Source organism: Fusobacterium sp. DD2 (assembly GCF_018205345.1).
Taxonomy (GTDB): Bacteria; Fusobacteriota; Fusobacteriia; order Fusobacteriales; family Fusobacteriaceae; genus Fusobacterium_A.
Genome location: NZ_JADRHM010000034.1, coordinates 1 through 22,748 on the forward strand (window position 1 = coordinate 1; position 22,748 = coordinate 22,748).

Genomic DNA, 22,748 nt, shown 5'->3' on the forward strand with positions numbered 1-22,748 from the left:
CGTTACAGTTATGAATTTAAAAGAATGTGTATTGAACTTTATCGATTAGGAAGGTATCCAGAAACACCTGATGGAGTACCAACGCAAAAATTTCGTAATGAGATTCGTGCTTGGGTAAGAATGGTTGAAAATAATGGACTGGAAGTATTACGCCATAAACCTCAGAATAAAACCTGGACAGCAGATGAACGTTTAAAGCTGGTATCACAAGTTTTAGCAGGACAATCCTATACCTCTGTAGCAATCTCAGCGGGGATTCATTCAGGACAACTTTATCAATGGGTTCACAAATATAAACGAATGGGATATAATGGCCTTGTAGATAAGAAAAGAGGAAGGAAATCTAAAGGGGAGGCCAATATGAAGAAAGATATGAAACCCGCACCGCTCACTGAATCAGAACGTGAAGAACTTATTCGTCTTCGCGCTGAAGTAGAATATATTAAAACAGAAAATGAAGTAATAAAAAAAGAAATTGCCTTGAGAGAGGAAAAATGGGCTGCACAACTCAAGGCGAAAAAGCAGCGATCGTTAAAGAACTCAAAGAAAAAGGATACAAATTAAAATATCTATTAAAAACTATTGGGATAGCCAAATCAACTTATTATTACGAGATTAAGAAAGTCGATGCAGTGAAACTAAGAAATATTAAGGTTGCAAAAGAAATACGTATAATATTCCAGGAGAATAAACAACGATACGGTGTTAGGCGTGTACATAAAGAACTTGAAAATCGTGGCATAAGAGTTAATCACAAGCGTGTACAAAGACTTATGCACGACATGGGATTAATGGGTAAACGTCCAAAAGTAAAGTATCATTCATACTTAGGAAACATTGGAAAAGTTGCGCCAAATATTATCAATAGAGATTTTTCAGCCAGTGCACCACTACAAAAATGGACAACTGATGTATCACAATTTACTTTTTCCTGGGGAAAATGTTACTTTTCGCCAATTCTTGATATGTATAGCAATGAGATAATATCATATGATTTATCAATGAGCCCAAATTTAAAGCAGATAAGGAATATGCTTGAGAATGCTTTTAAAAAATTTCCTACGCTTGAAGGATTAATACTGCATTCTGATCAGGGATGGCAGTATCAGCATGAATACTTTAGAAATAAATTAAAAGAACACGGGATTATTCAGTCTATGTCTAGGAAAGGGAATTGCCTTGATAACTGCATTATGGAAACATTTTTTGGAAGAGTAAAGAATGAAATGTATTTTGGAAATGAAAAGCGCTTTGATTCATTTGATTCCTTCGCAATTGCGCTCAAAGATTATATAGATTATTACAACAACGAGCGAATTCAGAAAAAAACAAAATGGATGCCACCTGTAAAATACAGGAAAGCATCCATAAGTATTTGAGTTTTTATTTAATATGTCCAGAAAACTGGGTACATATCATAGACCTATTCTTTTTTTATATAGTTTTCAGGATGTAAAATGCTCTCTGAAATTGGTATTCTTTTGTGGAAGTACTTTATAAATACTCCATTGAAGAGAAACATTATAATAGTCCCAACTCCTATCCCTCTGAAATAAAACCCATTGTATATTCCAAGAATTAAAGCAAGTAAAAGTGGAACTCCAAGATAGACAAGATTTGCTTTTCTTATATCTGGTAAAAGATATTCATTTACTGTTTGCAAAAATTGGTCAAATGGGTTGAGAGCTATATTTACTCTCAGATACATTGAGATTCCTGCTGAAAGCACAAGATCTCCCAGGATAAAGAGGATGATTCTTATAAAGAGTTTATCACTTTGTACCCAGTAGAGATTTATTAAGAAAAAGTCTATAAATCTACCAAATATATAGGCTACAAAAAAAGATCCAATCAGTCTTAAAATATTAAATTTTCTGCTTATTATGATGATTGGAATATATACAAGAAAGTTTAAAATAATTGTACATAGTCCTATTTGCAAAGTAGAAGCTTTTGCAAGTCCCATACTGGCAGCTATCCATGGACCGCTTCCCATTTCACTTCTAATAAGTAAAAAGTTTCCAAAAGAGTTGATTATTACAGATAATATCCATAAAGAATATTTTTTTAAATAGTTGATATTCATTTTCCCTCACTGTTATCATTAAATTTACAATTAAATATTATAGCATATTTATATTCATATAGAAACGAAATCTCTCTAAAAATTTATTTTAAATTTTTGTTGCAAAAATATATTTTTTATGTTATCTATATAAATAGATAATTCGTTATAAAAAATAATATATACTTTTTGGAGATGGTGAAATGGCAGTAAAAAAAGAAAATCAGGATAGACAAAATAGCTTAAAACAAGCTATGGCTAAAATAACTAAAGATTTTGGTGAAGGTGCTATAATGAAATTGGGAGAAAATGCCAATATGGAAATAGAGGTAATCCCTACAGGAAGTATAAATCTTGATATGGCTTTAGGTGTAGGTGGAGTACCTAGAGGAAGAATAATAGAGGTCTATGGAGCTGAAAGTTCTGGAAAGACTACCATTGCTCTTCATATAGCTGCAGAAGCTCAAAAGCTAGGTGGTATTGTTGCTTTTATAGATGCTGAACATGCACTTGATCCTGAATATGCAAAAGCTTTAGGAGTAGATATTGATGAACTGCTTATTTCACAACCTGACTATGGAGAACAGGCTTTGGAAATAGCAGATATGTTAGTAAGATCTGGTGCTGTGGATCTTATTGTTGTAGACTCAGTTGCAGCACTTGTACCAAAAGCTGAAATAGATGGAGAGATGTCAGATCAGCAGATGGGATTACAAGCTAGACTTATGTCAAAAGCACTTAGAAAACTTACTGGAACTTTAAATAAATCAAAAACAACAATGATATTTATAAATCAAATTAGAGAAAAAATAGGTGGATTTGGGTTTGGACCTCAAACTACTACTACTGGAGGAAAAGCACTAAAATTTTATTCTACAGTTAGAATGGAAGTTAAGAGAATAAAATCTATAAAACAAGGTGATGATGTTATTGGAAATGAAACTCTTGTAAAAGTCACTAAAAATAAAGTAGCACCTCCATTTAAGGAAGCTGCATTCCAGATAATGTATGGAAAGGGAATAACAAAAGCAGGAGAGATCTTAGATCTTGCTATTGCAAATGATATAGTTACAAAAGCAGGAGCATGGTTCAACTTTGGTGATATGAGTCTTGGACAGGGTAAAGAAAATGTAAAAACAAGACTTGAAAACGAAAAAGAGCTTCTTCAGGAGATAGAAAATAAGGTATTTGAAAAAATAAGAGAAGGTAAATGTGAAAAAGCTGAAGTGGAAAGAGGAGAAGAGGAAGAAGACGAGGTAATAGATGATATAGATATGGAATAGAGGGACAATGGCTAAGAAGAGGATAAAGATAAAATATGGAAAGTATACCCCTAAAGAACCGAGTATTTGGGACAAAATAAAAAACTTGTTGAGAAAAAAGGTAAAATGTAATAAAATATTAGTAAGATAACATAAAAATGATTTAAAAATTCAATGTTATAGGGGGGGTTACAAATGGGAAAAATAGTATTAAGAAATGCAAAGGTGGTATTGCCAAATAGAATAGGACAGGGAACAGTGGTAATATCAGATGGGAAAATCAAAAAAATACACCAAGGAAAATTGTTTTCTGATCCTGATGGAATAGATTTAGAAGGAAAATATATAGTTCCTGGATTCGTAGATGTTCATATTCATGGTGCAGATGGTGCAGATGTAATGGATAACTCTATTGAAGGTATGAAAAAGATTTCTAAATTTGTTGCAAAACATGGAACTACTGATTTTCTAGCTACTACTCTTACAAGCTCAAAAGAGACATTAAAAGAGGTATTGGAAAAGATAGGACAACTTCAAAATGAAAATCTTGATGGAGCTACAATTTTTGGAGCACATATGGAAGGGCCATATTTTGATGCTCAATTTAAAGGAGCTCAAAATGATAAATATATAAAACCAGCAGGAATAGACGAGATAAAAGAGTACTTATCTGTAAAACCTGGTCTTGTAAAATTATTCTCAATGGCAGCTGTTGGAGAACACGATGATGAAGCAATAAAATATTTAAAAGAAAATGGAGTAATTGTTTCAGTAGGACACTCTGGAGCTACATTTGAGCAGGTTCAGGATGCTGTAAAAGCAGGAATTTCTCATGCTACACATACTTACAATGGAATGAGAGGATTTAATCACAGAGCACCTGGTGTAGTAGGAGCAGTACTTGTAAATGATAATATCAATGCAGAGATAATATTTGACAAAATTCACGTTCATCCAGAAGCTGTAAGATTACTTTTCAAAGCTAAAGGTGTAGACAAAGTAGTATGTATAACAGATGCAATGTGTGCTACTGGTCTTGAAGAAGGACAATACAAACTTGGAGAACTTGACGTATATGTAAAAGATAATCAAGCTAGACTTGTAAGCAACGGATCACTTGCTGGAAGCGTACTTACTCTTGATAGAGCATTTAAAAATGTTATAGATTTAGGATATAGTATATTTGATGCTGTAAAAGTAACTAGTACAAATGCTGCAAAAGAGTTTGGACTTGACTGTGGAGTAATTGAAGAAGGTAAAGTAGCAGACCTTGTTGTATTAGATGAAAATTACAATGTTTGTATGACAATTGTAAAAGGTGAAATAAAATATCAAAAGTAATTGACAATAGAATTAAATTATTGTAAAATACAATAGTTGTGAAAGCAATAGCCTGGATGGCGGAACAGGTAGACGCACAGGACTTAAAATCCTGTGGTATTAAGTTACCGTGCCGGTTCGATTCCGGCTCTAGGCACCATTTTGAGAAATAGCACATCTTCAGTGATGTGCTTTTTTTTATAGTAAAATTTTTTAGGAGGGGAAAATGCTGAAAAACTTGATTAAAAGATTAAAAAATAAGGTGCTCAATGGGGAAGATATAGAATTTGAAGAAGCTGAACAACTTTTGGATATTTCTATAGATAATGATGAGGATATGGAAGAGCTTTGTAAAAGTGCAGATGAGATTAGAGAGAAATTTTGTGGAGACTATTTTGACCTGTGTACTATTATAAATGCAAAATCAGGAAAATGTAGTGAAAACTGCAAGTATTGTGCCCAGTCATCTCATTTTAAAACTAATGCTCAAATATATTCTCTTGTTTCTCCTGAAAAGGCTTTAGAAGAGGCTAAAAAAGTGGAGGCAGAAGGAGCTCACAGATTTTCATTAGTTACAAGTGGGAGAGGTCTAAAAAAAGGGGATTGTGATGTAGAAAAACTAAAAGTCATCTATGGAGAGCTTAAGGAAAAAACAGGACTTTCTCTCTGTGCTTCACATGGAATCTGTGATGAGTATGCATTAAAATCGCTTCTTCAATCTGGAGTAACTACATATCATCATAATTTAGAGACTTCAAGAGATTTTTATTCCAATATCTGTTCAACACATAGTTATGATGACAGAATAAAGACTATAAAATTGGCACAAAAGGTTGGTTTAAAAGTGTGTAGTGGAGGAATATGGGGATTAGGTGAGACTCCTCTTGATAGAATAAAAATGGCATTTGAACTTAAAGGACTAAATATTTTTTCTGTACCTTTAAATATTTTAATGCCTATTCCAGGGACACCACTTGAAAATATGAAGCCATTAAATCCTAAAGAGATTTTAAAGTGTATAGCCATATATAGATTTATTCTTCCTAAAGCTTTTTTAAGATATACAGGTGGAAGGGTAAAACTTGGAGATTACCAGGAAAAAGGTATAAAATCAGGAATTAACTCAGCACTTACAGGGAATTTTCTAACTACCACAGGAACAACAATTGAAAGTGATAAGGAGATGCTTAAGAGAAATGGCTACAGAATTAAATAAGGGATTTTTCATAATAGGAACTGATACAGATATTGGTAAAACTTATGTAAGTACTCTTTTATATAAAAGTTTAAAAGATATAGGTGGAGGGTATTACAAGCCTGTTCAAAGTGGATGCATTGAAAAAGATGGAATGCTTAAAGCTCCAGATGTAGATTTTTTATGTAGTTTTAATAAGATTCCATATGATAGAGATATGGTGACTTATACTTTAAAAGCTGAGGTATCTCCACATCTTGCAGCAGAACTTGAAAATATAGAGATTGATAGTGATAGAATAATAAAAAAATGGGAAGAGTTAAAGAAAAGGTATAGATATATGATAGTTGAGGGAGCTGGAGGACTTCATGTCCCTCTTATAAGAGATAAATTTTATATCTATAATCTTATAAAACTTTTAAATCTCCCAGTTATAGTTGTATCAAGTGCAAAGGTTGGTTCGATAAATCATGCTGTCCTTACAGCAGAAAGCCTTAAAAACATGAAAATAGAGGTTCAGGGGATAATCTTTAATAAGGTTACTGGAGATAAAAAGGAACATTACTATGAAGATGATAATATAGATATAATTTTAAAGCTTACAGGAATAAAAAATCATCTTATTATAAAAAAAGGTGCTACAGAATTAGATAGAGAAAAAGTAATGAAATTTTTGGGAATAGAAGGGATGAATACCAATGCTAAGTAAGTTACAACAGATAGATATGGATTATATTTTTCACCCATGCTCACAGATGAAAGATTATGAGAAACTTCCTCCAATTGTTATAAAAAAAGCTGAAGGGATATATCTTGAAGATGAATTTGGAAAAAAATATATGGACTGTGTTTCAAGTTGGTGGGTCAATCTTTTTGGACACTGTAACAAGAGAATAAACAGTGCCATTAAAGAGCAGATAGATAAGGTGGAACATGTGTTATTTGTTAATTTTTCCCATGAGGCAGCAATTGAACTTGTACAGGAGCTTATAAAAGTAGTTCCAGCAGGAATAGAAAAATTTTTATTTGCAGATAATGGTTCTTCAAGTATAGAGATGGCTCTAAAACTTAGTTTTCAATATCATCAACAGAGTGGAAAGCCTGAAAAAAAAAGATTTATATCTTTAAAAAATGCTTATCATGGAGAGACAGTTGGAGCTTTGGGAGTAGGGGATATAGATATTTTCACTAATACATATAGGGACCTTATAAAAGAGGGATTAAAAGCAGATGGACCTGATTGCTATAGATGTCCTTATGGTAAGAATTTTGATAACTGTTCAGCTCAATGTTTTGAGAAAATGGAAAAGCTTATTCGTGATAATCATAAAGAGATTTCAGCTGTAATTATAGAGCCTATGGTTCAAGGTGCAGCAGGAATGAAGATGTACTCACCTGAATATATTAAAAAGCTTAGAAAATTAACTCATGAGTATGATATCCATCTAATTGCTGATGAGATTGCAATGGGATTTGGTCGTACTGGAAAGATGTTTGCTATGGAGCACAGTGGTACAAGTCCAGATATTATGTGCATGTCTAAGGGACTTACAGCAGGATATTATCCAATGGCCATAGTTGGAATTACTCAAAAGATTTATGACGCATTCTATGCTGACTATATGGAAGGGAAATCTTTTTTACACTCACATTCATATTCAGGAAATCCTATTGGATGTAGAATAGCTTTAGAGGTATTGAGAATATTCAGAGATGAAAATATTTTAAAACTCATTGAGGAAAAGGGAAAATATCTCAATAAGAGAGCAAAAGAGGTATTTAAAGGTAAGGAATATATTGGAGAATTTAGACAGCTAGGTATGATAGGAGCAATAGAACTTGTTCAGAACAACAAAAAGGAAGATTTTCCAGCTGGTGAAAGAGCAGGGTATGAGATTTATAAGATTGCACTGAAAAAGGGTGCTCTTCTTCGTCCTTTAGGAAATACCATATATTTTATGCCACCATATATAATAACATATGATGAGATAGATAAAATGCTTGAAATCTGCAGAGATTCAATAGAAGAGTATATGAAATCAAGATAAAAAATAGCTGTGTAAACCTGAAATAAGATTTGCACAGCTTTTTATATTTCTTATAAAATTTAATTGTTACTTCTATCTGGAACAGTAGAAATATCCAATCTCATATGTAAGGGTGTCCTCTTTAAATGCACGGATTTTTCCAACAGTTGTTTTTTTAAATCCAGTGACTCCAGTGTTTTTAAGATGTCTCAATGCATCAAGTGGAGTGTCAAATTTTTTCTTAATAGTCTGAGATTTATATGCAATATTTTTAAAGTATTTTCTTAAAATCTCATATATCTTTTCTATTTTATGATAATTAAGAGAGATATCAAAATGATTTTTTATCTCCTGAAGATTACCATATGTAAATATTGAAAAGGAGAAAATAGCTCCCGTTTTAGCAATTCTTGATATTACCTTTTCAAGGTCCCCTATCCATTGAAGGGCAGAACTTGAAACAATAATATCTGCAGTTGGAATATCCTTTTCTTCAATATTTCCCTGATAGAAACTGTTATAACTTATATTTTGAAAATACTCTCTTGTATCGAAATAGTCATTTAGTATAAGTGATGAGGGAGAGTATTTTTCTAAAAAACATCTTGTAAATATCCCAGTTCCACAGCCAATTTCAAATACTGATTCAATTTTTTTATCTTTAGAATTTTCATCCATAAAAGAAATAAGCTCTTTTGCAACCTCTCGTTGCACATCTGCATACTGATTATAAATATAAAATTTATTTTGAAAGTTCATTTTGTACCCTCTTTATTATAGTGTTAAACATATCTTTTTGAATAAATGGATAGTGCTCACATTGAAGGATATATGGAGAAATATCATTTTCTTTCCAATATCTTATCTGTTTTTTTCCTGGAATTATTCTATCATTTTCTCCGACAAAAGCAAAATTAAAAATATTACCCATCTCTTTGTAGTTTTTTCCGAATATTTCAAGTTCATCTTTAATAGAGTTAAAATCTCTTTTTGGTATGAATATCTCTCTATCTATTCCCATATTTTCATAGAATTTCAAAAGATTTTCATATGTTAAAGTATCAAGAGTAAGATTAAACATCTTAGGAGCAATTCCATATTTTCCAATAGTTTTAGAATGACCATTTATAGCTATTGCTTTATCTGTTTTGATACTGTTATCAATAAGATATTTAGTAAGATACCAGCATCCAAAAGACCATCCAATAAAGTATCACTGTATTGTGAGATATCAATATCGACTTTATATGGGTAACTCACCTCTTTTAATATAAATCCTTCTGGGATTGTGGGATTTTTTAAAATTCCATCATCCATTCCCCAGCCATTAAAGAAGAGTATCAAGTTCATTTTTTAGCTCCTTAACAAATCTTTCAATATCAGTTTTTTTAATACCAGGGTTAAGTCCTATTCTAAATCTTGCAGTTCCCTTTGGTACAGTTGGTTCCTTTACGCCATATAGAAGAAATCCTTTCTCTTTAAGATTTTGAGAAATTGTTGCAAGTTTTTTATTATCTCCTACAATAATTGAGATAATCTGAGTAGTTGAAGATGTTTCTATGCCATTTTCTTTAAGAAGTCTTAAGGTATAATTTTTTAGCATCTCAAGCTCTACCCTTTCCTTATCAAAGTTATTCATATTCTCAAGTATAAAGAGATTCCATAGATGATTTATTGGTGGAAGTGCAGTTGAAAATATAAATTTTCTGCTTTTATTTATAATAAAGTCCTTGTGAAGCTGGTCACATATTACCATAGATCCAACTGAAGCACCACCTTTTCCAAGTGGAATTACAAGAAAATCTATATCTTTTACAATGCCAAGATTGTGAGCAATTCCATATCCAAATACTCCATATGAATGAGCTTCATCTACCATAAGCTGGAAATTATATCTCTTTTTCATCTTAACAATTCTCTCAATATCAGCTATATCTCCATCCATACTGTAGACTGTTTCAGTAACTACTAAAATATCATCATATTCACTGCTGTATTTTTCAAGCAGATCTTCTAAGTTTTTAAAATCCAGATGCTTATATCTTAAAAACTTAGCCTGAGAATTAACTATTCCATCATAGATACTTGCGTGATTTAATCTATCTGTAATAATAAGAGAATTTTTATTAAAAAAAGTCTCTATAATAGACGAGTTAGCATCAAATCCAGAGTTAAACATAATACAGGGATTACCATATATTTCCTGGGCTTTTTTCTCCAGTTCCATTACCTCTTTAGAAGACCCTGTAATAAGTCTTGAAGAGCTGGCAGCTAATTTAGGAGAAAATTTTCTAAAGAATTTCTCTTTTAATTTTTTATTTTCTCCAAGTCCAAGATAGTCATTTGAAGAAAGATTGATAAGGTTTTCATCAGGTGTAGCGAGTTTTCTAAAATTGTTCAAAGTTTCTAATTTATTAAGTTCTTTTTTTATATCCTCTATTTTCATATTATCTCTCCTTTATACTAAATGATAGCATATAATTTATATAAAAAAAAGATGTAGAAAAATAAGAAGACAGTTACAAAATTGCAACTGTCTCCAGGAATTAAGATATTTTTTTCAGATTTTTCTTTGCTACAGATAGCATAAGTTTTATTCTGTTTATCTGATTTACTTCAGAATAAGCAGGGTCATAATCAATAGGAGTGATATTGACATTTTCATATTCCTCTTTAAGTCTTTTTATCATTCCCTTACCAGTGATGTGGTTTGGCAGACATCCAAAAGGTTGAACACATACAATATTAGGTACTCCCTCTTCAATAAAATCTATCATTTCTCCCATTAGGAACCAACCTTCACCAGACTGATGACCAATAGAGATAAATTGAGAAGTTTTCTTTGCAGTCTCCTGAATAGGAATCTCCTGAGAAAATCTGCTACATTTTTTAAGAGCATTATTTACAGCTTTGGTGTATCTATCTGTTATCCAGAGAATAAGTTTAAGCATTGTTGCTGAAAATCTGCCTTTAAATTTTTCCATTAGGAAGATATCGCTATAGATACAATATTTTATAAAGTTCATAAGTGATGAAGTGTATACCTCTCCACCTTCTGACTCAATAAATGCAGCAAGATTATTATTGGCAAATGGACTGAATTTTACAAGTATCTCTCCAACTATTCCAACTTTAATCTTCTCCTCATTAGTAACTTCTATAGCAGCAAAATCTTTTACAATATTGCTTAAATTTTTCTTAAATTGAGATATTTTACCATTGTATATATTAGGAATTACAAGTTGATTCCATTTTTTATATACTCTATCACTTTCACCTTTATTTATTTCATAAGGTCTTGTGTGATATAGAAGTTTCATCAAAATATCTCCATAAGAAACAGCTATCATAGCTTTGTGCAGGAAGCTAAGTGAAAGTGAAAAACCTGGTTGTTTTTGGAAACCATCAGCATTTAAAGAGATAATAGGAATTTTATCAAATCCAGCATCTTTTATAGCTTTTTTAAGGAATCCAAGATAGTTTGTAGCACGACAACTTCCACCAGTTTGAGATATTATAACTGCAGTTTTATCAAGGTCATATTTACCAGATTGAAGTGCAGAAATAAGCTCTCCAATTACAAGAATTGATGGATAGCAGGCATCATTATTTACATATTTAAGTCCACATTCCAGAGCTTCCTGTGTTTCAGGTAATATTACAAGATTATACCCTTGGGCTCTAAAGGCATGCTTTATAAGGTCAAAGTGCATAGGTGCCATTTGTGGAGCTAAAATTGTATACTCACTTTTCATTGCTTCTGTAAATTCAGCTTTTTTATATTCGATTGTTTTCTTTATTTTATTTGTGATAGATGATTTTTTATACTCGAGTGCTGCAAGTAAACTTCTTATTCTGATTTTAATAGCACCTAAGTTGCTTATCTCATCTATTTTTAACAGTGTATGAACCTTACCATAATTAGTAAGTATTTCATTTACCTGGTCAGTTGTAACTGCATCTATTCCACAGCTAAAACTGTTTAATTCTATAAGTTCAAGATTTGGATGTTTTCCAACTACCCCTGCTGCTCTATAAAGTCTTGAGTGATATGTCCACTGGTCAATTACTCTAAGTTCATCATCTAGAGAACCAAGACTAGCAACAGCATCTCCAGTTAAGACAGCTATTCCAAATGAGTTGATAATATTAGGAATTCCATGATGTATCTCTTTATCAGTATGATATGGTCTTCCACATAGTACCACTCCAATATTTCCAGTTTTTTCAAGATCTGCAATTATCTCTTTAGCTTTATTCTGCATATCTTTTCTAAACTTATATTTTTCTTCTAAAGCTCTATCAACAGCAATTTTAACCTCATCCTTTGTAACATCAAATCTTGCAAAGACCTCTCTTACCCTCTTGTATAATACTTCAGCATTCTCAAAAGAGAATACAGGTATCATCATATCTATATCGTGCTCTTTTAATATATCCATATTATTTTTAATAACTTCAGGATAAGACATTACTATTGGGCAGTTATATTGATTTTGAGATTTTTCATCCTCTTTTTCTTCAAATATAACACAAGGATAAAATATTCTTTTAATACCTTTATTTACAAGATTTACAATATGTCCATGAACAAGTTTTGCAGGATAGCATATTGAATCAGATGTAATAGTATCTATTCCGCTTTCATATAATTTTTTAGAAGAATCATCTGAAATTACCACTCTAAATCCAAGGTCTGTAAGAAGAGTGAACCAGAAAGGATAAGAGTCATAGAAATTTAATACTCTTGGTATTCCAATCTCTCCACGTGTAGCCTTTGAAAATTCAAGTGGGGTATAATTAAATAGTCTATTATATTTATATTCAAACATGTTTGGTGCATGTTCTTTTTTTACTTTATGAACTGGGTTATCACATCTGTTTCCAGATATAAAGTTTTCACCATTTTTAAACTTATGAATTGTAAGTAGGCATCTATTTGTACACATTCCACAACGTGTCAGATTAGTTGTATAAGTAAATGTATCAAGTTCCTCTCTTGTAAGTAAAGTTGAGTGTTCAACTGCATGTTCCTGAGCTACTATTGCTGCTCCAAAGGCTCCCATAAGTCCCGCTATATTAGGTCTTATTACCTCTTTTCCAGCAATTTTTTCAAATGCTCTTAATACACAGTCATTTAAAAAAGTTCCACCTTGAACAACTATATAGTTTCCAAGTTCCTCTTTATTTCTAACTTTTATTACTTTAAAAAGAGTATTTTTAACAACTGAATAAGATAGCCCTGCAGATATATCCCCTACCTCTACTCCCTCTTTTTGTGCCTGTTTAACTTTTGAGTTCATAAATACAGTACATCTGGTACCTAAATCTGCTGGAGATTTAGCAGAGAGACCAAGTTTTGCAAACTCTTTTATTCCCATACCTAGAGAATTTGCAAATGTTTCTAAAAATGAACCACAACCTGATGAACATGCCTCATTTAAAAGTATAGAAGATATGATACCATCATCTATTTTAAGACATTTCATATCCTGTCCACCAATATCTAGAATATAGTCAACTTTAGGTTGGAAGTGCAGTGCTCCTTTATAGTGTGCAATAGTTTCAACTACTCCAACATCAACATTTAAAGCAGCTTTGATAAGATTTTCTCCATATCCAGTTACACAAGAACCTTTTATCTTTATCTTATCATTCATCTTTGAATACATAGTTTTTAAGTTATTTATAATATTATCTAAAGGATTACCCTTATTATGAGAATAGAATGAGTAAAGTATCTTTCTATCCTCTGAAATTAGTACAAGCTTGATAGTAGTTGAACCAGCATCAATACCTAAATAGGCATTTCCCTGATAAGTTGCAAGATCCTCTGTATCAACTTTTTCTCCAGTATGTCTTGTTACAAACTCATCATATTCCTCTTTTGATTCAAAAAGTGGTTCAAGTCTTGTAGTTTCACTTGTATCCTTTTCATTAAGTTTTTCAAATTTTTCTGACAATTCACCTAGAGTATAGCTTTTTTTATTTTCTAAAGATGCAAGTGCTGCCCCTTGAGCTACAAAAATCTGTGAGTTGTTAGGGAATATTACATCTTTATCAGCAATGTTAAGTGTTTCTATAAATCTCTTTCTAAGTTCACTTAAAAAGAATAGAGGTCCCCCTAAGAAAGCTACCTTTCCAGATATTTTTTTACCACAGGCAAGACCTGTAATAGTTTGATTTACAACAGCTTGAAATACAGATACTGCTATATTTCCTTTTTTTACCCCCTCATTAATTAGAGGCTGAATATCAGTTTTAGCAAATACACCACATCTGGCTGCTATTGGATAAATTGTGTCATAATCTTTTGCAAGTTCATTTAATCCACTGGTATCAGTATTTAAAAGAGACGCAATCTGGTCGATAAATGCTCCAGTTCCACCAGCACAGCTTCCATTCATTCTCTGGTCCATATCATTTTTAAGGAAAGTTATCTTTGCGTCCTCTCCTCCTAATTCAATGGCAACATCAGTTTCTGGAATTACCTGCTCTATGGCTTTTATACATGCAATAACCTCTTGAATAAATTCAGCTTCTATACAAGATGCTATTCCCATTCCACTTGACCCTGTAATGTTTAATTTAAAGGTCAAATCTTCACCATATCTCTCTTTCATTTCTCTTAAAAAATCGTTAAAAAGTTCCTTAGTAGTCTCTCTAACATTAGAAAGATGCCTTTGGTATATTGAATAAACAATATTTAGATTTTCATCTAAACATACTATTTTGATTGTTGTTGAACCAACATCAGTACCTATTAAAAATTCTCTCACATTATCCTCCTTAATTATTTAATCTTTAATCAGTTAATTAAAGAAAAATCAAATGAGAAGAATTCGGGTCTTATAACGCCCTAATATGGACGCAAAATTAGCTTTATATTGGTTTATATCATTTTCTACAAAATTTTTGTATTTTCGTTTTACAGGATTACTCTTAATAAAGGTATTTGGAGTTCCGGTTTTTAAAATTGTTCTTGGTAGAACTTCCATTTTATCAAGTGTAATTGTACTGTAACTTTGAGTTTCATCGTTGCAGTGAATTCTATAGATAGCCTGTTCTCTATCTTCAAAAATTCTTACTTCACTGCTAGAATTGACATTGGTGCTGAAAAATAGCAAAAAACTTGAAATGATAAAATAGATTACTGTTCTTATCATTCCCCGTTCCTCCTTATATCAAATAAAGTAAAAACTCTAAAAATGAGGTGCAATAATTTTTACATCAGGTGAAAGAGAATAGATTACATCTTTCCTTTCAACTATCACCTCAGTCTTTTTACAAAGCTCAGGATTGTTTTTAATAGTTGTTAGAAGTTCAAGACTTGGATTTACTGCTCTTGGATTTCCAACAAGTTCAAGCATTGTAATGTCACCGTGTGTATCTCCATAAGCATAACTTTTAGATAAGTTAATTCCATATTTTTCAACAAACTTATGTATTGATTTAAGTTTGTTAGGTGAATCCCACATTGGAGATATTTCACCAGTTAAGGTTCCATCAGGACCTGTATGGTAAGTAGAACCACAGAAGTCATCTGCATCCCATTTTTTAGCCATTCTAGATACTAAAAAGTCTGGGCTTCCAGATATAAAAATAACAAGGTGCCCCTGTTTTTTATGCCATTTTATCATCTCTCTTGTATAGGCATAAACTCTGTTTCCTTTAAGCTCAACTACCTTGTCTGCAACAAAATCATTATATTTTATGGGCAGTCCCTTTATGGCATCTACATAGGTTCCAGTTAAATCTTCTAAGTAGTTGTCATAGTTTCCTACTCTTTCATCCCATAATTTATATGCTTCTTTTACTCTTCTATCATATTCACTAAAATCAAGAAGATCATATTTTATAAGTTTTTTAAAATGCTCTGTTAAAAGAGAATTTCTATATATAGTTCCGTCAATATCAAAAAACGCTGCAATCATAAATTATCCCACCTTTAGGCAAACTAAATGAATATTATCTATTATTAAAGAATTATAGTTGAAAAACCATAAAAAGTCAAATAGAACAGTGGTTAAACATTAAAATATTGGTGGTCAGAATTTGGTAAAAATAATAATAAATTAATTTTGTGAAATTGCGTAATTGTGATAGAATATACAGAAGAAAAAGAGGTGGGGAAATGAAAAGAATAAGAACTCTGATTGTATATATATTTGTAACAATATCACTTTTTGCTCAGGAAGCATATGTGGCATCTTTTAATACTTTAAGACTTGGTAAAAATGAAAAGGATTATGAACAGACAGCAAGGGTTATTTCAGCTTTTGATCTTGTTGGACTTATTGAGGTAATGAATGAAGAGGGAGTTCAGGATCTTGTTTCAGCACTTGAAAAAGTAAGTGGTAAAAAATGGGATTATCATATTTCACCATACCCAGTTGGAAAAAGTAGTTATAAAGAGCACTTTGCATATGTTTGGAAGAAAAATAGAGTAACTCCTCTTGAAGTGAGAGGTTATTATCCAAACCATGATAAAGTTTTTTCAAGACCTCCATATGGAGCAGATTTCAAAATAGATAATATAGATTTTACCCTTGTTCTTGCACACTCTATTTTTGGTAAGAATGAAAAGGTAAGAAGAAGAGAAGCCTTTAAAATGGGAGAGGTCTATGATTATTTTCAGGATTTAGATCCTGTTGAAAATGATATTATAATTGCTGGAGATTTTAATCTTTCAGCATTTGACGAAGCTTTTGAGCTATTCTTAAAACATAGAGACGAGATAACATATACACTTGATCCTAAGATTAAAACAACTTTAGGAAGTTCAAGACTTGCAAGCTCTTACGATAATATGTTTCTTTCAAAAAAATACACAAAAGAGTTTGAAGGAAAAAGTGGAGCTGTAGATTTTACAAAAGAAAATTATAAAATGATGAAAAAAAGAGTATCAGATCATCTACCAATATTTATCATACTTAACAGTAGCGTAGATGATGATTAGAGAGGGAAATAATGAAGAGAGCGTATGTTTTTTTTAATGGAGAACTACTAGGGAGCAAAGAGTTTTATCTCAATCTTCTAGCAAAAGAACCAGGAGATTTCTACTGTGCAGATGGTGGAGCAAATCTCATGGAAGAGTTAGGAATTGTGCCTAAAGAGATTTGGGGAGATTTAGATTCTGTTTCACCAGAACTCCTTGAAAAATACAGAAAAAACGATATAATAATAAATAAATTTCCTAAAGATAAAGATTTTACTGATGGAGAGCTTATTTTACAATATCTTTCTAAAAAGAACTATGATAAAATTGTAGTAATTGGTGCATTAGGTGGACGTAGAGACCACGAGTTATCAAATATAAATCTTCTGTTTTTATTTGATAATCTATTTTTAATAACTGAAAAAGAGAGAATGTTCTGTATAGAAAAAAGAGCAACTATGGAGAATGTAAAAGGGAAGACTATATCTTTTATACCATTTTCAGAAAAAGTAACAGGAATTACACTTAAAGGATTTAAGTATCCCTTGAATAATTATACTTTAAAGCAGGGAAGTTCAATCTGTATGAGCAATGTGGCGTTAGAAGATAATTGCTCCATTGAATTTGTCAATGGAAAGCTTATAGGGATTATAATTGAATAGAAGGTAAGGGGAAGGAAGATGTTAGGTATTTTAATTGCCGGTGCTGTTTTGATGATAATTTTATTTTATTTTTTTCTGCTTCTTATTTCATCTGAGGATAAAATAATGGTGCAGCTTTTCAAAGCCGGATGCGTAGCTTATGATGATGGGGTGAATGAAAATAATCACCTCAAAAAAATTTTAGCTAAAATACTGATTAACATATACTTTAAGGCTACAAAGAGCAGAAAATAGACTAATAAATTTAAGGAGGCAATCGTGTTAGAAAAAGGTATGACTTTGACTTTAGAAAAGGCAGTTGGGTCAGATGACACAGCTATAAAATTAGGTTCAGGAGGATTAGAAGTATTTGCAACTCCAATGCTAGTTGCACTTATGGAAAATGCAGCTTTCAACTTAGCTGAAAAAGAACTTGAAAATGGAGATACAACTGTTGGTATTTCTTTAAATATTAAACACTTAAAAGCAAATCTAGTTGGCGACAAATTAAAATGTGTTGCAACACTTAAAGAAATCGATGGAAGAAGACTTGATTTCCATGTTGTAGTTACTCATAGTGAAACTGTTGTAGGAGAAGGAGAGCACAGCAGATTTATTGTTAATGGAGAAAAATTCTTAAGCAAATTAAAAAAGTAAATTAGTTAAGCAGGAAAAAAGAAATGTAGAGGTAAAATTCTATTATTTCTTTTTCTTTATGTTTATAAAAATTTAATAATTATCAGGAGGAACAATGGAAGAGAATAGTCAAAAAATAAGAGGAAAAGCAAGGTATATCCTAGGGATACAACACGTTCTTGCAATGTTTGGAGCGACAGTATTAGTGCCATTTTTAACAGGATTAAATCCTTCTTTAGCACTTATTTCAGCAGGAGTTGGAACGTTAATATTCCACTTTTGTACTAAGAGAATCGTACCGGTATTTTTAGGATCTTCATTTGCATTTATAGGAGCTTTGACACTTGTTTTAAAAGAAGAAGGAATTGGTGCTATAAAGGGAGGAGTTATAGCAGCAGGGCTTATATATGTTTTAATGTCTTATTTAGTTAAAGTATTTGGTGTTCAAAGAGTAAAATCTTTCTTCCCACCTATTGTAACAGGACCTATCATTATGTTAATCGGTCTTAGAATGGCACCTACAGCTTTAGGAATGGCAGGTTATGCAAATGGTAAATTTGACCCTAAGAGTCTTGTAGTAGCTTGTGTTGTTATACTTGTAATGGTATTTATAACTATGATGAAGAGATCTTTCTTAAGACTTATACCAATACTTGCAGCAGTCATTGTTGGATATATAGTAGCTACATTTATGGGAATGGTAAATTTTGATCTTGTATCTCAGGCAAAATGGGTAGGATTATCTGCAGAAGCTACTCATGATCTTCTAACTTTACCTCAAATTTCTCTTACAGGAATAATTGCAATTGCACCTATTGCACTAGTTGTATTTATTGAGCATATTGGAGATATTACTACTAATGGTGCAGTTGTTGGAAAAGACTTCTTTAAAAATCCTGGAATCCACAGAACTCTATTAGGAGATGGATTTGCAACAGTTGCAGCTGGATTTATTGGTGGACCTGCAAATACTACTTATGGAGAAAATACAGGAGTGCTTGCTGTAACAAAGGTATATGACCCAGCAATATTAAGAATAGCAGCTTGTTATGCAATTATTTTAGGATTTATAGGAAAATTTGGTATTCTTCTTCAAAGTATTCCACTTCCAGTAATGGGTGGAGTATCAGTTATCCTATTTGGAATGATAGCTTCAGTTGGAGTAAGAACAGTTGTTGATGCAAGACTTGATTTCTCTAACTCAAGAAACCTTATTATTGCATCACTTATATTTGTATTAGGAATAGCAGTGGACAATATTGTACTATGGAAAACTGTATCAGTATCAGGACTTGCTCTTGCTGCATTAGCTGGAGTAATATTAAATAAAGTATTACCTACTGATAGAGAACTTAAATTAAAAACATTAGAGTAAAAAATATGGGGAGAGTGTTGTGAAAAAAATTATATTTGTTGGAATATTACTGGCACTATTTGGAGTGAATAGTTTTGCAAAAAATCAATTATCTACAAAAAGCAAAGGAGAAGATATGGCACAAAAAGTTTTAACGAGAGATGAAATAGCAGACAAATACAAATGGAATATGAAAGATTTTTATGCCGATTGGTCTGAATGGGATAAAGATTTTGAAAAATTAAAGAAAATAATGAAAGAAGTTCCACAATATAAAGGGAAAATAAAAAATGACAGCAAGAAATTTGTTGAATTAATTCAATTAGAAGAAAAATTAAGCAGGCTTTTAGATAAATTATATATCTACGTATATATGTTAAAAGACTTGGATTCTAAAGATGAAGTAGTATCAGTAAAACTACAAGAGGTAGAAGCTGTATATACTCAATATGCTGTAAGTACAGCGTGGATGACACCTGAAATCTTAGAAATTCCTAAAAAGACAATGGAAAAATGGCTAGATGAAAATCCAGAAATAAAAGATTATAGATTTAGCATGATGGAAATATATAGATTACAAGATCATGTATTAGATGAACCAAAAGAGAAACTGCTATCATACTATGGTCAGTACATGGGTTCACCAAGTGATATTTACGGGGAACTTTCAATATCAGATATGAAATGGAACAATGTAAAACTATCTGATGGTTATGAAGGACCAGTTACAAATGGAGTATATTCAAAGATACTTTCAACTAATAGAAACCAGGAAGATAGAAAGAAAGCTTTTGAAGCTTTATACGGTTCATTTAACAACAATAAAAATACATATGGAGCAATCTATAGAGCACTTCTTCAAAGAGATGTGGCATCAGCTCAGGGAAGAAACTATAAATCTTCACTTGAAAAAGCTTTAGAACCTAAAAATGTTCCAGTTGAAGTATTTAAAACTCTTTTAAAATCAGCTAAAGATAATAATGCACCTTTACAAAGATATGTAAACTTAAGAAAGAAAGCATTAGGTCTTAAAGATTATCACTACTATGATAACAGTATAAACATCGTTGATTATGATAAGAAATTTGATTATGATACAGCTAAGAAAATGGTATATGAATCAGTTGCACCACTTGGAAAAGAGTACTCAGAAAGAATGAACAGAGCTCTTAGTGAAGGATGGATAGATGTATTTGAAACTGAAAATAAAAGAAGTGGAGCATACTCAATTGGGGTATATGATGTCCATCCATTTATGCTATTAAACTATCAATCTACAATGGATGATGTATTTACCTTAGCTCATGAGTTAGGACATACTCTTCACAGCATGCTATCAAGTGAAAATCAGCCATATGCAACACATGATTATACTATATTTGTTGCAGAAGTTGCTTCAACATTTAATGAAAGACTTTTACTTGACTATATGATAAAAAATACAACAGATCCTAAAGAAAAGGTAGCTTTAATAGAGCAGGCTTTAGGAAATATAGTAGGAACATTCTACATTCAATCTCTATTTGCTGATTATGAATATCAGGCACATAAACTTATAGAAGATGGACAGGCTGTTACTCCAGATGTACTAAGTGGTATAATGGATAAACTTTTCAAAGAGTATTTTGGAGATACACTTGCTATGGATGAATTACAAAAAATAGTTTGGGCAAGAATTCCACACTTCTTTAATTCACCATATTATGTATATCAATATGCTACAAGTTTTGCATCATCAGCAAATCTTTATGAGAGAATAACAGATACAAAATATTCAGAAAAAGAGAGAGAAGAAGCTAAAGAAAAATATCTTCAATTGTTAAAATCAGGTGGAAATGACCATCCAATGAATCAACTTAAAAAAGCTGGAGTGGATCTTGAGAAAGAAGAGAGCTTTACAGCTGTAGCAATAGAATTTAATAGACTTCTTGATCTTCTTGAAGAAGAACTAAAAAAATTGAATAAATAAACATGAATTAGGGGAAAAACTATAACATATTGATGGAGTTTGCATATGGAAAAGAATTTTGAGTTTAAAGTTTTAAATTTAGCAGGTGATGTGGGTGAAACTTTGCTAAAAAATGGATCAGAAATATACAGAGTGGAGTATAATGTGTGCAGAGTTGCTGAGAGATTTGGGTATGAGGGACACTGCTTTGCAACTCTTACATGCCTGATTATTACTGTAGAAAATGATGAAGGAGAGATAAGATCTCTTGTAAGACGTGTTAATTCAAGAACTACCAATCTTGATAAAGTGTATAAGGTAGCACTTTTAGTAGATGATATTGATAAGTATAGCATGGAAGAGGTAAAAGAAAAAATAAGAGAGATAGATACTGAAAAATCATATACAGATATAGTGGATTTAGCCGGACATTGTATAGGAGCATCATTTTTTTCAATACTTTTTCTAGGTACTTTTCATGAATTTATAGGTTCTTTTATTGCAGGTCTTGGAATTGGTATTTTTACAAAAATCTGTAATAAACTTGAGATAGGGACATTTTTTACAAATCTCATATGTGGATTTGTAGCTACATTGACAGCATGTTTATTAAAGCAGAGTGGTTATATTGGTGGAATATCCACTACTATAATTTCAGCACTTATGATTTTGGTTCCTGGAGTACCTTTTATAAACTCTATGAGAGATATCTTTGCTGGAGACCTGGTTACTGGAATGTCAAGACTTCTTGAAGTAGTAATGGTAGGGACTTCTATAGCAGTGGGATCAGGAGTTGCATTAAATGTATTCTTTAGATTAGGAGGTATTCACTGATGTATGAACTATATATAAGTAACTGGATTGTACAGATATTAGCAGCGATACTTACCTCTTTTGGCTTTGGAATAATATTTAAAGTAAAGGGAAAAAATCTTCTTCATACAGGAATTGCTGGTGGGATAAGCTGGTTTTTCTATCTTGCTGGAAAAGAACTTGATTTTACAGTTGGAGTTGACTATTTTTTAGCCACTCTATTTCTGTCACTTTATGCTGAGATAGTAGCTAGAAAAATGAGAACTACTGTTACTGCAATTATGATTCCTGCTCTTATTCCTTTGGCACCAGGAGGGGGAATATACTACACTATGTATAATCTTATTGAGAAGAACTATCCAATGGCTTTGGAAAAGGGGATCACCACTTTTATAATGGCTGGAGCTATGGCAGTTGGAATATTTACTGCTGCTCATATTATGAGAATAAGTGATAAATATAGAATGAAAAATGGAGACTAAGAAGTCTCCATTTTTTTATATATTAGGAAATTATAATTTGAATAATAAGATAGAAAGTAGCTGAGAA

23 protein-coding genes and 1 tRNA gene are annotated in these 22,748 nt (G+C 31.8%); 16 read left to right on the forward strand and 8 right to left on the reverse strand.

Annotated features, from left to right (window positions below):
- On the forward strand, positions 1–564 hold a 564-nt coding region (locus IX290_RS06570; protein WP_211492416.1), incomplete at its 5' end, for a helix-turn-helix domain-containing protein.
- A complete protein-coding gene (locus IX290_RS06575) occupies positions 495–1,379 on the forward strand; it encodes an IS3 family transposase (protein WP_211492417.1) in 885 nt (294 codons plus the stop codon). The genes IX290_RS06570 and IX290_RS06575, both read left to right, overlap by 70 nt.
- A gap of 44 nt (positions 1,380–1,423) precedes the next feature.
- On the opposite strand, the gene IX290_RS06580 is transcribed toward IX290_RS06575, so the two are convergent.
- A complete protein-coding gene (locus IX290_RS06580) occupies positions 1,424–2,086 on the reverse strand; it encodes a DUF6198 family protein (protein ID WP_211492418.1) in 663 nt (220 codons plus the stop codon).
- 182 nt (positions 2,087–2,268) lie between these two features.
- Between IX290_RS06580 and recA the strand changes: the two genes are divergently transcribed.
- The 6 genes from recA (at position 2,269) to bioA (ending at position 7,890) form a co-directional block, all read left to right on the forward strand.
- On the forward strand, positions 2,269–3,348 hold the full coding sequence (gene recA, locus IX290_RS06585) for a recombinase RecA (protein ID WP_211492419.1): 1,080 nt from the start codon (positions 2,269–2,271) through the stop codon (positions 3,346–3,348).
- A gap of 174 nt (positions 3,349–3,522) precedes the next feature.
- Positions 3,523–4,668, forward strand: coding sequence for an N-acetylglucosamine-6-phosphate deacetylase (gene nagA, locus IX290_RS06590; protein ID WP_211492420.1), 1,146 nt, complete (start codon positions 3,523–3,525; stop codon positions 4,666–4,668).
- A 50-nt stretch (positions 4,669–4,718) separates the two neighbouring features.
- Positions 4,719–4,807 (forward strand) — tRNA-Leu (locus IX290_RS06595).
- A 66-nt stretch (positions 4,808–4,873) separates the two neighbouring features.
- The gene (bioB, locus tag IX290_RS06600; protein WP_211492421.1) at positions 4,874–5,863 is read left to right on the forward strand and encodes a biotin synthase BioB; all 990 of its coding nucleotides are present in this window, start codon (positions 4,874–4,876) and stop codon (positions 5,861–5,863) included.
- Complete coding sequence (gene bioD / locus IX290_RS06605; protein ID WP_211492422.1) at positions 5,844–6,551, forward strand: dethiobiotin synthase; 708 nt, start codon at positions 5,844–5,846, stop codon at positions 6,549–6,551. The genes bioB and bioD overlap by 20 nt, the downstream gene beginning before the upstream one ends.
- Positions 6,541–7,890 carry an adenosylmethionine--8-amino-7-oxononanoate transaminase gene (gene bioA / locus IX290_RS06610; protein WP_211492423.1) on the forward strand — a complete coding sequence of 450 codons (1,350 nt, stop codon included), beginning with the start codon at positions 6,541–6,543 and terminating at the stop codon, positions 7,888–7,890. The genes bioD and bioA overlap by 11 nt, the downstream gene beginning before the upstream one ends.
- Positions 7,891–7,962: 72 nt before the next feature.
- On the opposite strand, the gene IX290_RS06615 is transcribed toward bioA, so the two are convergent.
- From IX290_RS06615 to IX290_RS06645, 7 genes are all read right to left on the reverse strand, one after another.
- Positions 7,963–8,628 (reverse strand): methyltransferase domain-containing protein, encoded by a 666-nt coding sequence (locus IX290_RS06615; protein WP_211492424.1) that lies wholly within the window; start codon positions 8,626–8,628, stop codon positions 7,963–7,965.
- Complete coding sequence (locus IX290_RS06620) at positions 8,612–9,076, reverse strand: pimeloyl-ACP methyl esterase BioG family protein (RefSeq protein WP_211492437.1); 465 nt, start codon at positions 9,074–9,076, stop codon at positions 8,612–8,614. Before IX290_RS06620 ends, IX290_RS06615 begins: the two co-directional genes overlap by 17 nt.
- The gene (locus tag IX290_RS06625) at positions 9,001–9,219 is read right to left on the reverse strand and encodes a hypothetical protein (RefSeq protein ID WP_211492425.1); all 219 of its coding nucleotides are present in this window, start codon (positions 9,217–9,219) and stop codon (positions 9,001–9,003) included. Before IX290_RS06625 ends, IX290_RS06620 begins: the two co-directional genes overlap by 76 nt.
- Positions 9,197–10,315, reverse strand: a complete 1,119-nt coding sequence (locus IX290_RS06630; RefSeq protein ID WP_211492426.1) for an aminotransferase class I/II-fold pyridoxal phosphate-dependent enzyme — start codon at positions 10,313–10,315, stop codon at positions 9,197–9,199. The genes IX290_RS06625 and IX290_RS06630 overlap by 23 nt, the downstream gene beginning before the upstream one ends.
- A gap of 100 nt (positions 10,316–10,415) precedes the next feature.
- On the reverse strand, positions 10,416–14,648 hold the full coding sequence (locus tag IX290_RS06635; RefSeq protein ID WP_211492427.1) for a 2-hydroxyacyl-CoA dehydratase: 4,233 nt from the start codon (positions 14,646–14,648) through the stop codon (positions 10,416–10,418).
- Between the two features lie 48 nt (positions 14,649–14,696).
- Entirely contained in the window at positions 14,697–15,035 is a 339-nt protein-coding gene (locus tag IX290_RS06640; RefSeq protein WP_211492428.1) for a hypothetical protein, read from the reverse strand.
- A 36-nt stretch (positions 15,036–15,071) separates the two neighbouring features.
- On the reverse strand, positions 15,072–15,803 hold the full coding sequence (locus IX290_RS06645) for an HAD family hydrolase (protein ID WP_211492429.1): 732 nt from the start codon (positions 15,801–15,803) through the stop codon (positions 15,072–15,074).
- A gap of 200 nt (positions 15,804–16,003) precedes the next feature.
- On the opposite strand from IX290_RS06645, the gene IX290_RS06650 reads away from it, so the two are divergent.
- The 8 genes from IX290_RS06650 (at position 16,004) to IX290_RS06685 (ending at position 22,681) form a co-directional block, all read left to right on the forward strand.
- On the forward strand, positions 16,004–16,828 hold the full coding sequence (locus IX290_RS06650; protein ID WP_211492430.1) for an endonuclease/exonuclease/phosphatase family protein: 825 nt from the start codon (positions 16,004–16,006) through the stop codon (positions 16,826–16,828).
- Between the two features lie 11 nt (positions 16,829–16,839).
- Positions 16,840–17,469, forward strand: a complete 630-nt coding sequence (locus IX290_RS06655; protein ID WP_211492431.1) for a thiamine diphosphokinase — start codon at positions 16,840–16,842, stop codon at positions 17,467–17,469.
- Positions 17,470–17,487: 18 nt separating this feature from the next.
- Positions 17,488–17,703 (forward strand): hypothetical protein, encoded by a 216-nt coding sequence (locus IX290_RS06660; protein WP_211492432.1) that lies wholly within the window; start codon positions 17,488–17,490, stop codon positions 17,701–17,703.
- Positions 17,704–17,727: 24 nt separating this feature from the next.
- Positions 17,728–18,105, forward strand: a complete 378-nt coding sequence (locus IX290_RS06665; RefSeq protein ID WP_211492433.1) for a thioesterase family protein — start codon at positions 17,728–17,730, stop codon at positions 18,103–18,105.
- A 94-nt stretch (positions 18,106–18,199) separates the two neighbouring features.
- Positions 18,200–19,459 (forward strand): uracil-xanthine permease family protein, encoded by a 1,260-nt coding sequence (locus IX290_RS06670; protein WP_211492434.1) that lies wholly within the window; start codon positions 18,200–18,202, stop codon positions 19,457–19,459.
- Positions 19,460–19,574: 115 nt separating this feature from the next.
- Complete coding sequence (pepF, locus tag IX290_RS06675; protein ID WP_211492438.1) at positions 19,575–21,407, forward strand: oligoendopeptidase F; 1,833 nt, start codon at positions 19,575–19,577, stop codon at positions 21,405–21,407.
- Positions 21,408–21,452: 45 nt separating this feature from the next.
- Positions 21,453–22,220, forward strand: coding sequence for a threonine/serine exporter family protein (locus tag IX290_RS06680; protein WP_211492435.1), 768 nt, complete (start codon positions 21,453–21,455; stop codon positions 22,218–22,220).
- Complete coding sequence (locus tag IX290_RS06685) at positions 22,220–22,681, forward strand: threonine/serine exporter family protein (protein ID WP_211492436.1); 462 nt, start codon at positions 22,220–22,222, stop codon at positions 22,679–22,681. The genes IX290_RS06680 and IX290_RS06685 overlap by 1 nt, the downstream gene beginning before the upstream one ends.
- Positions 22,682–22,748 lie beyond the last annotated feature (67 nt).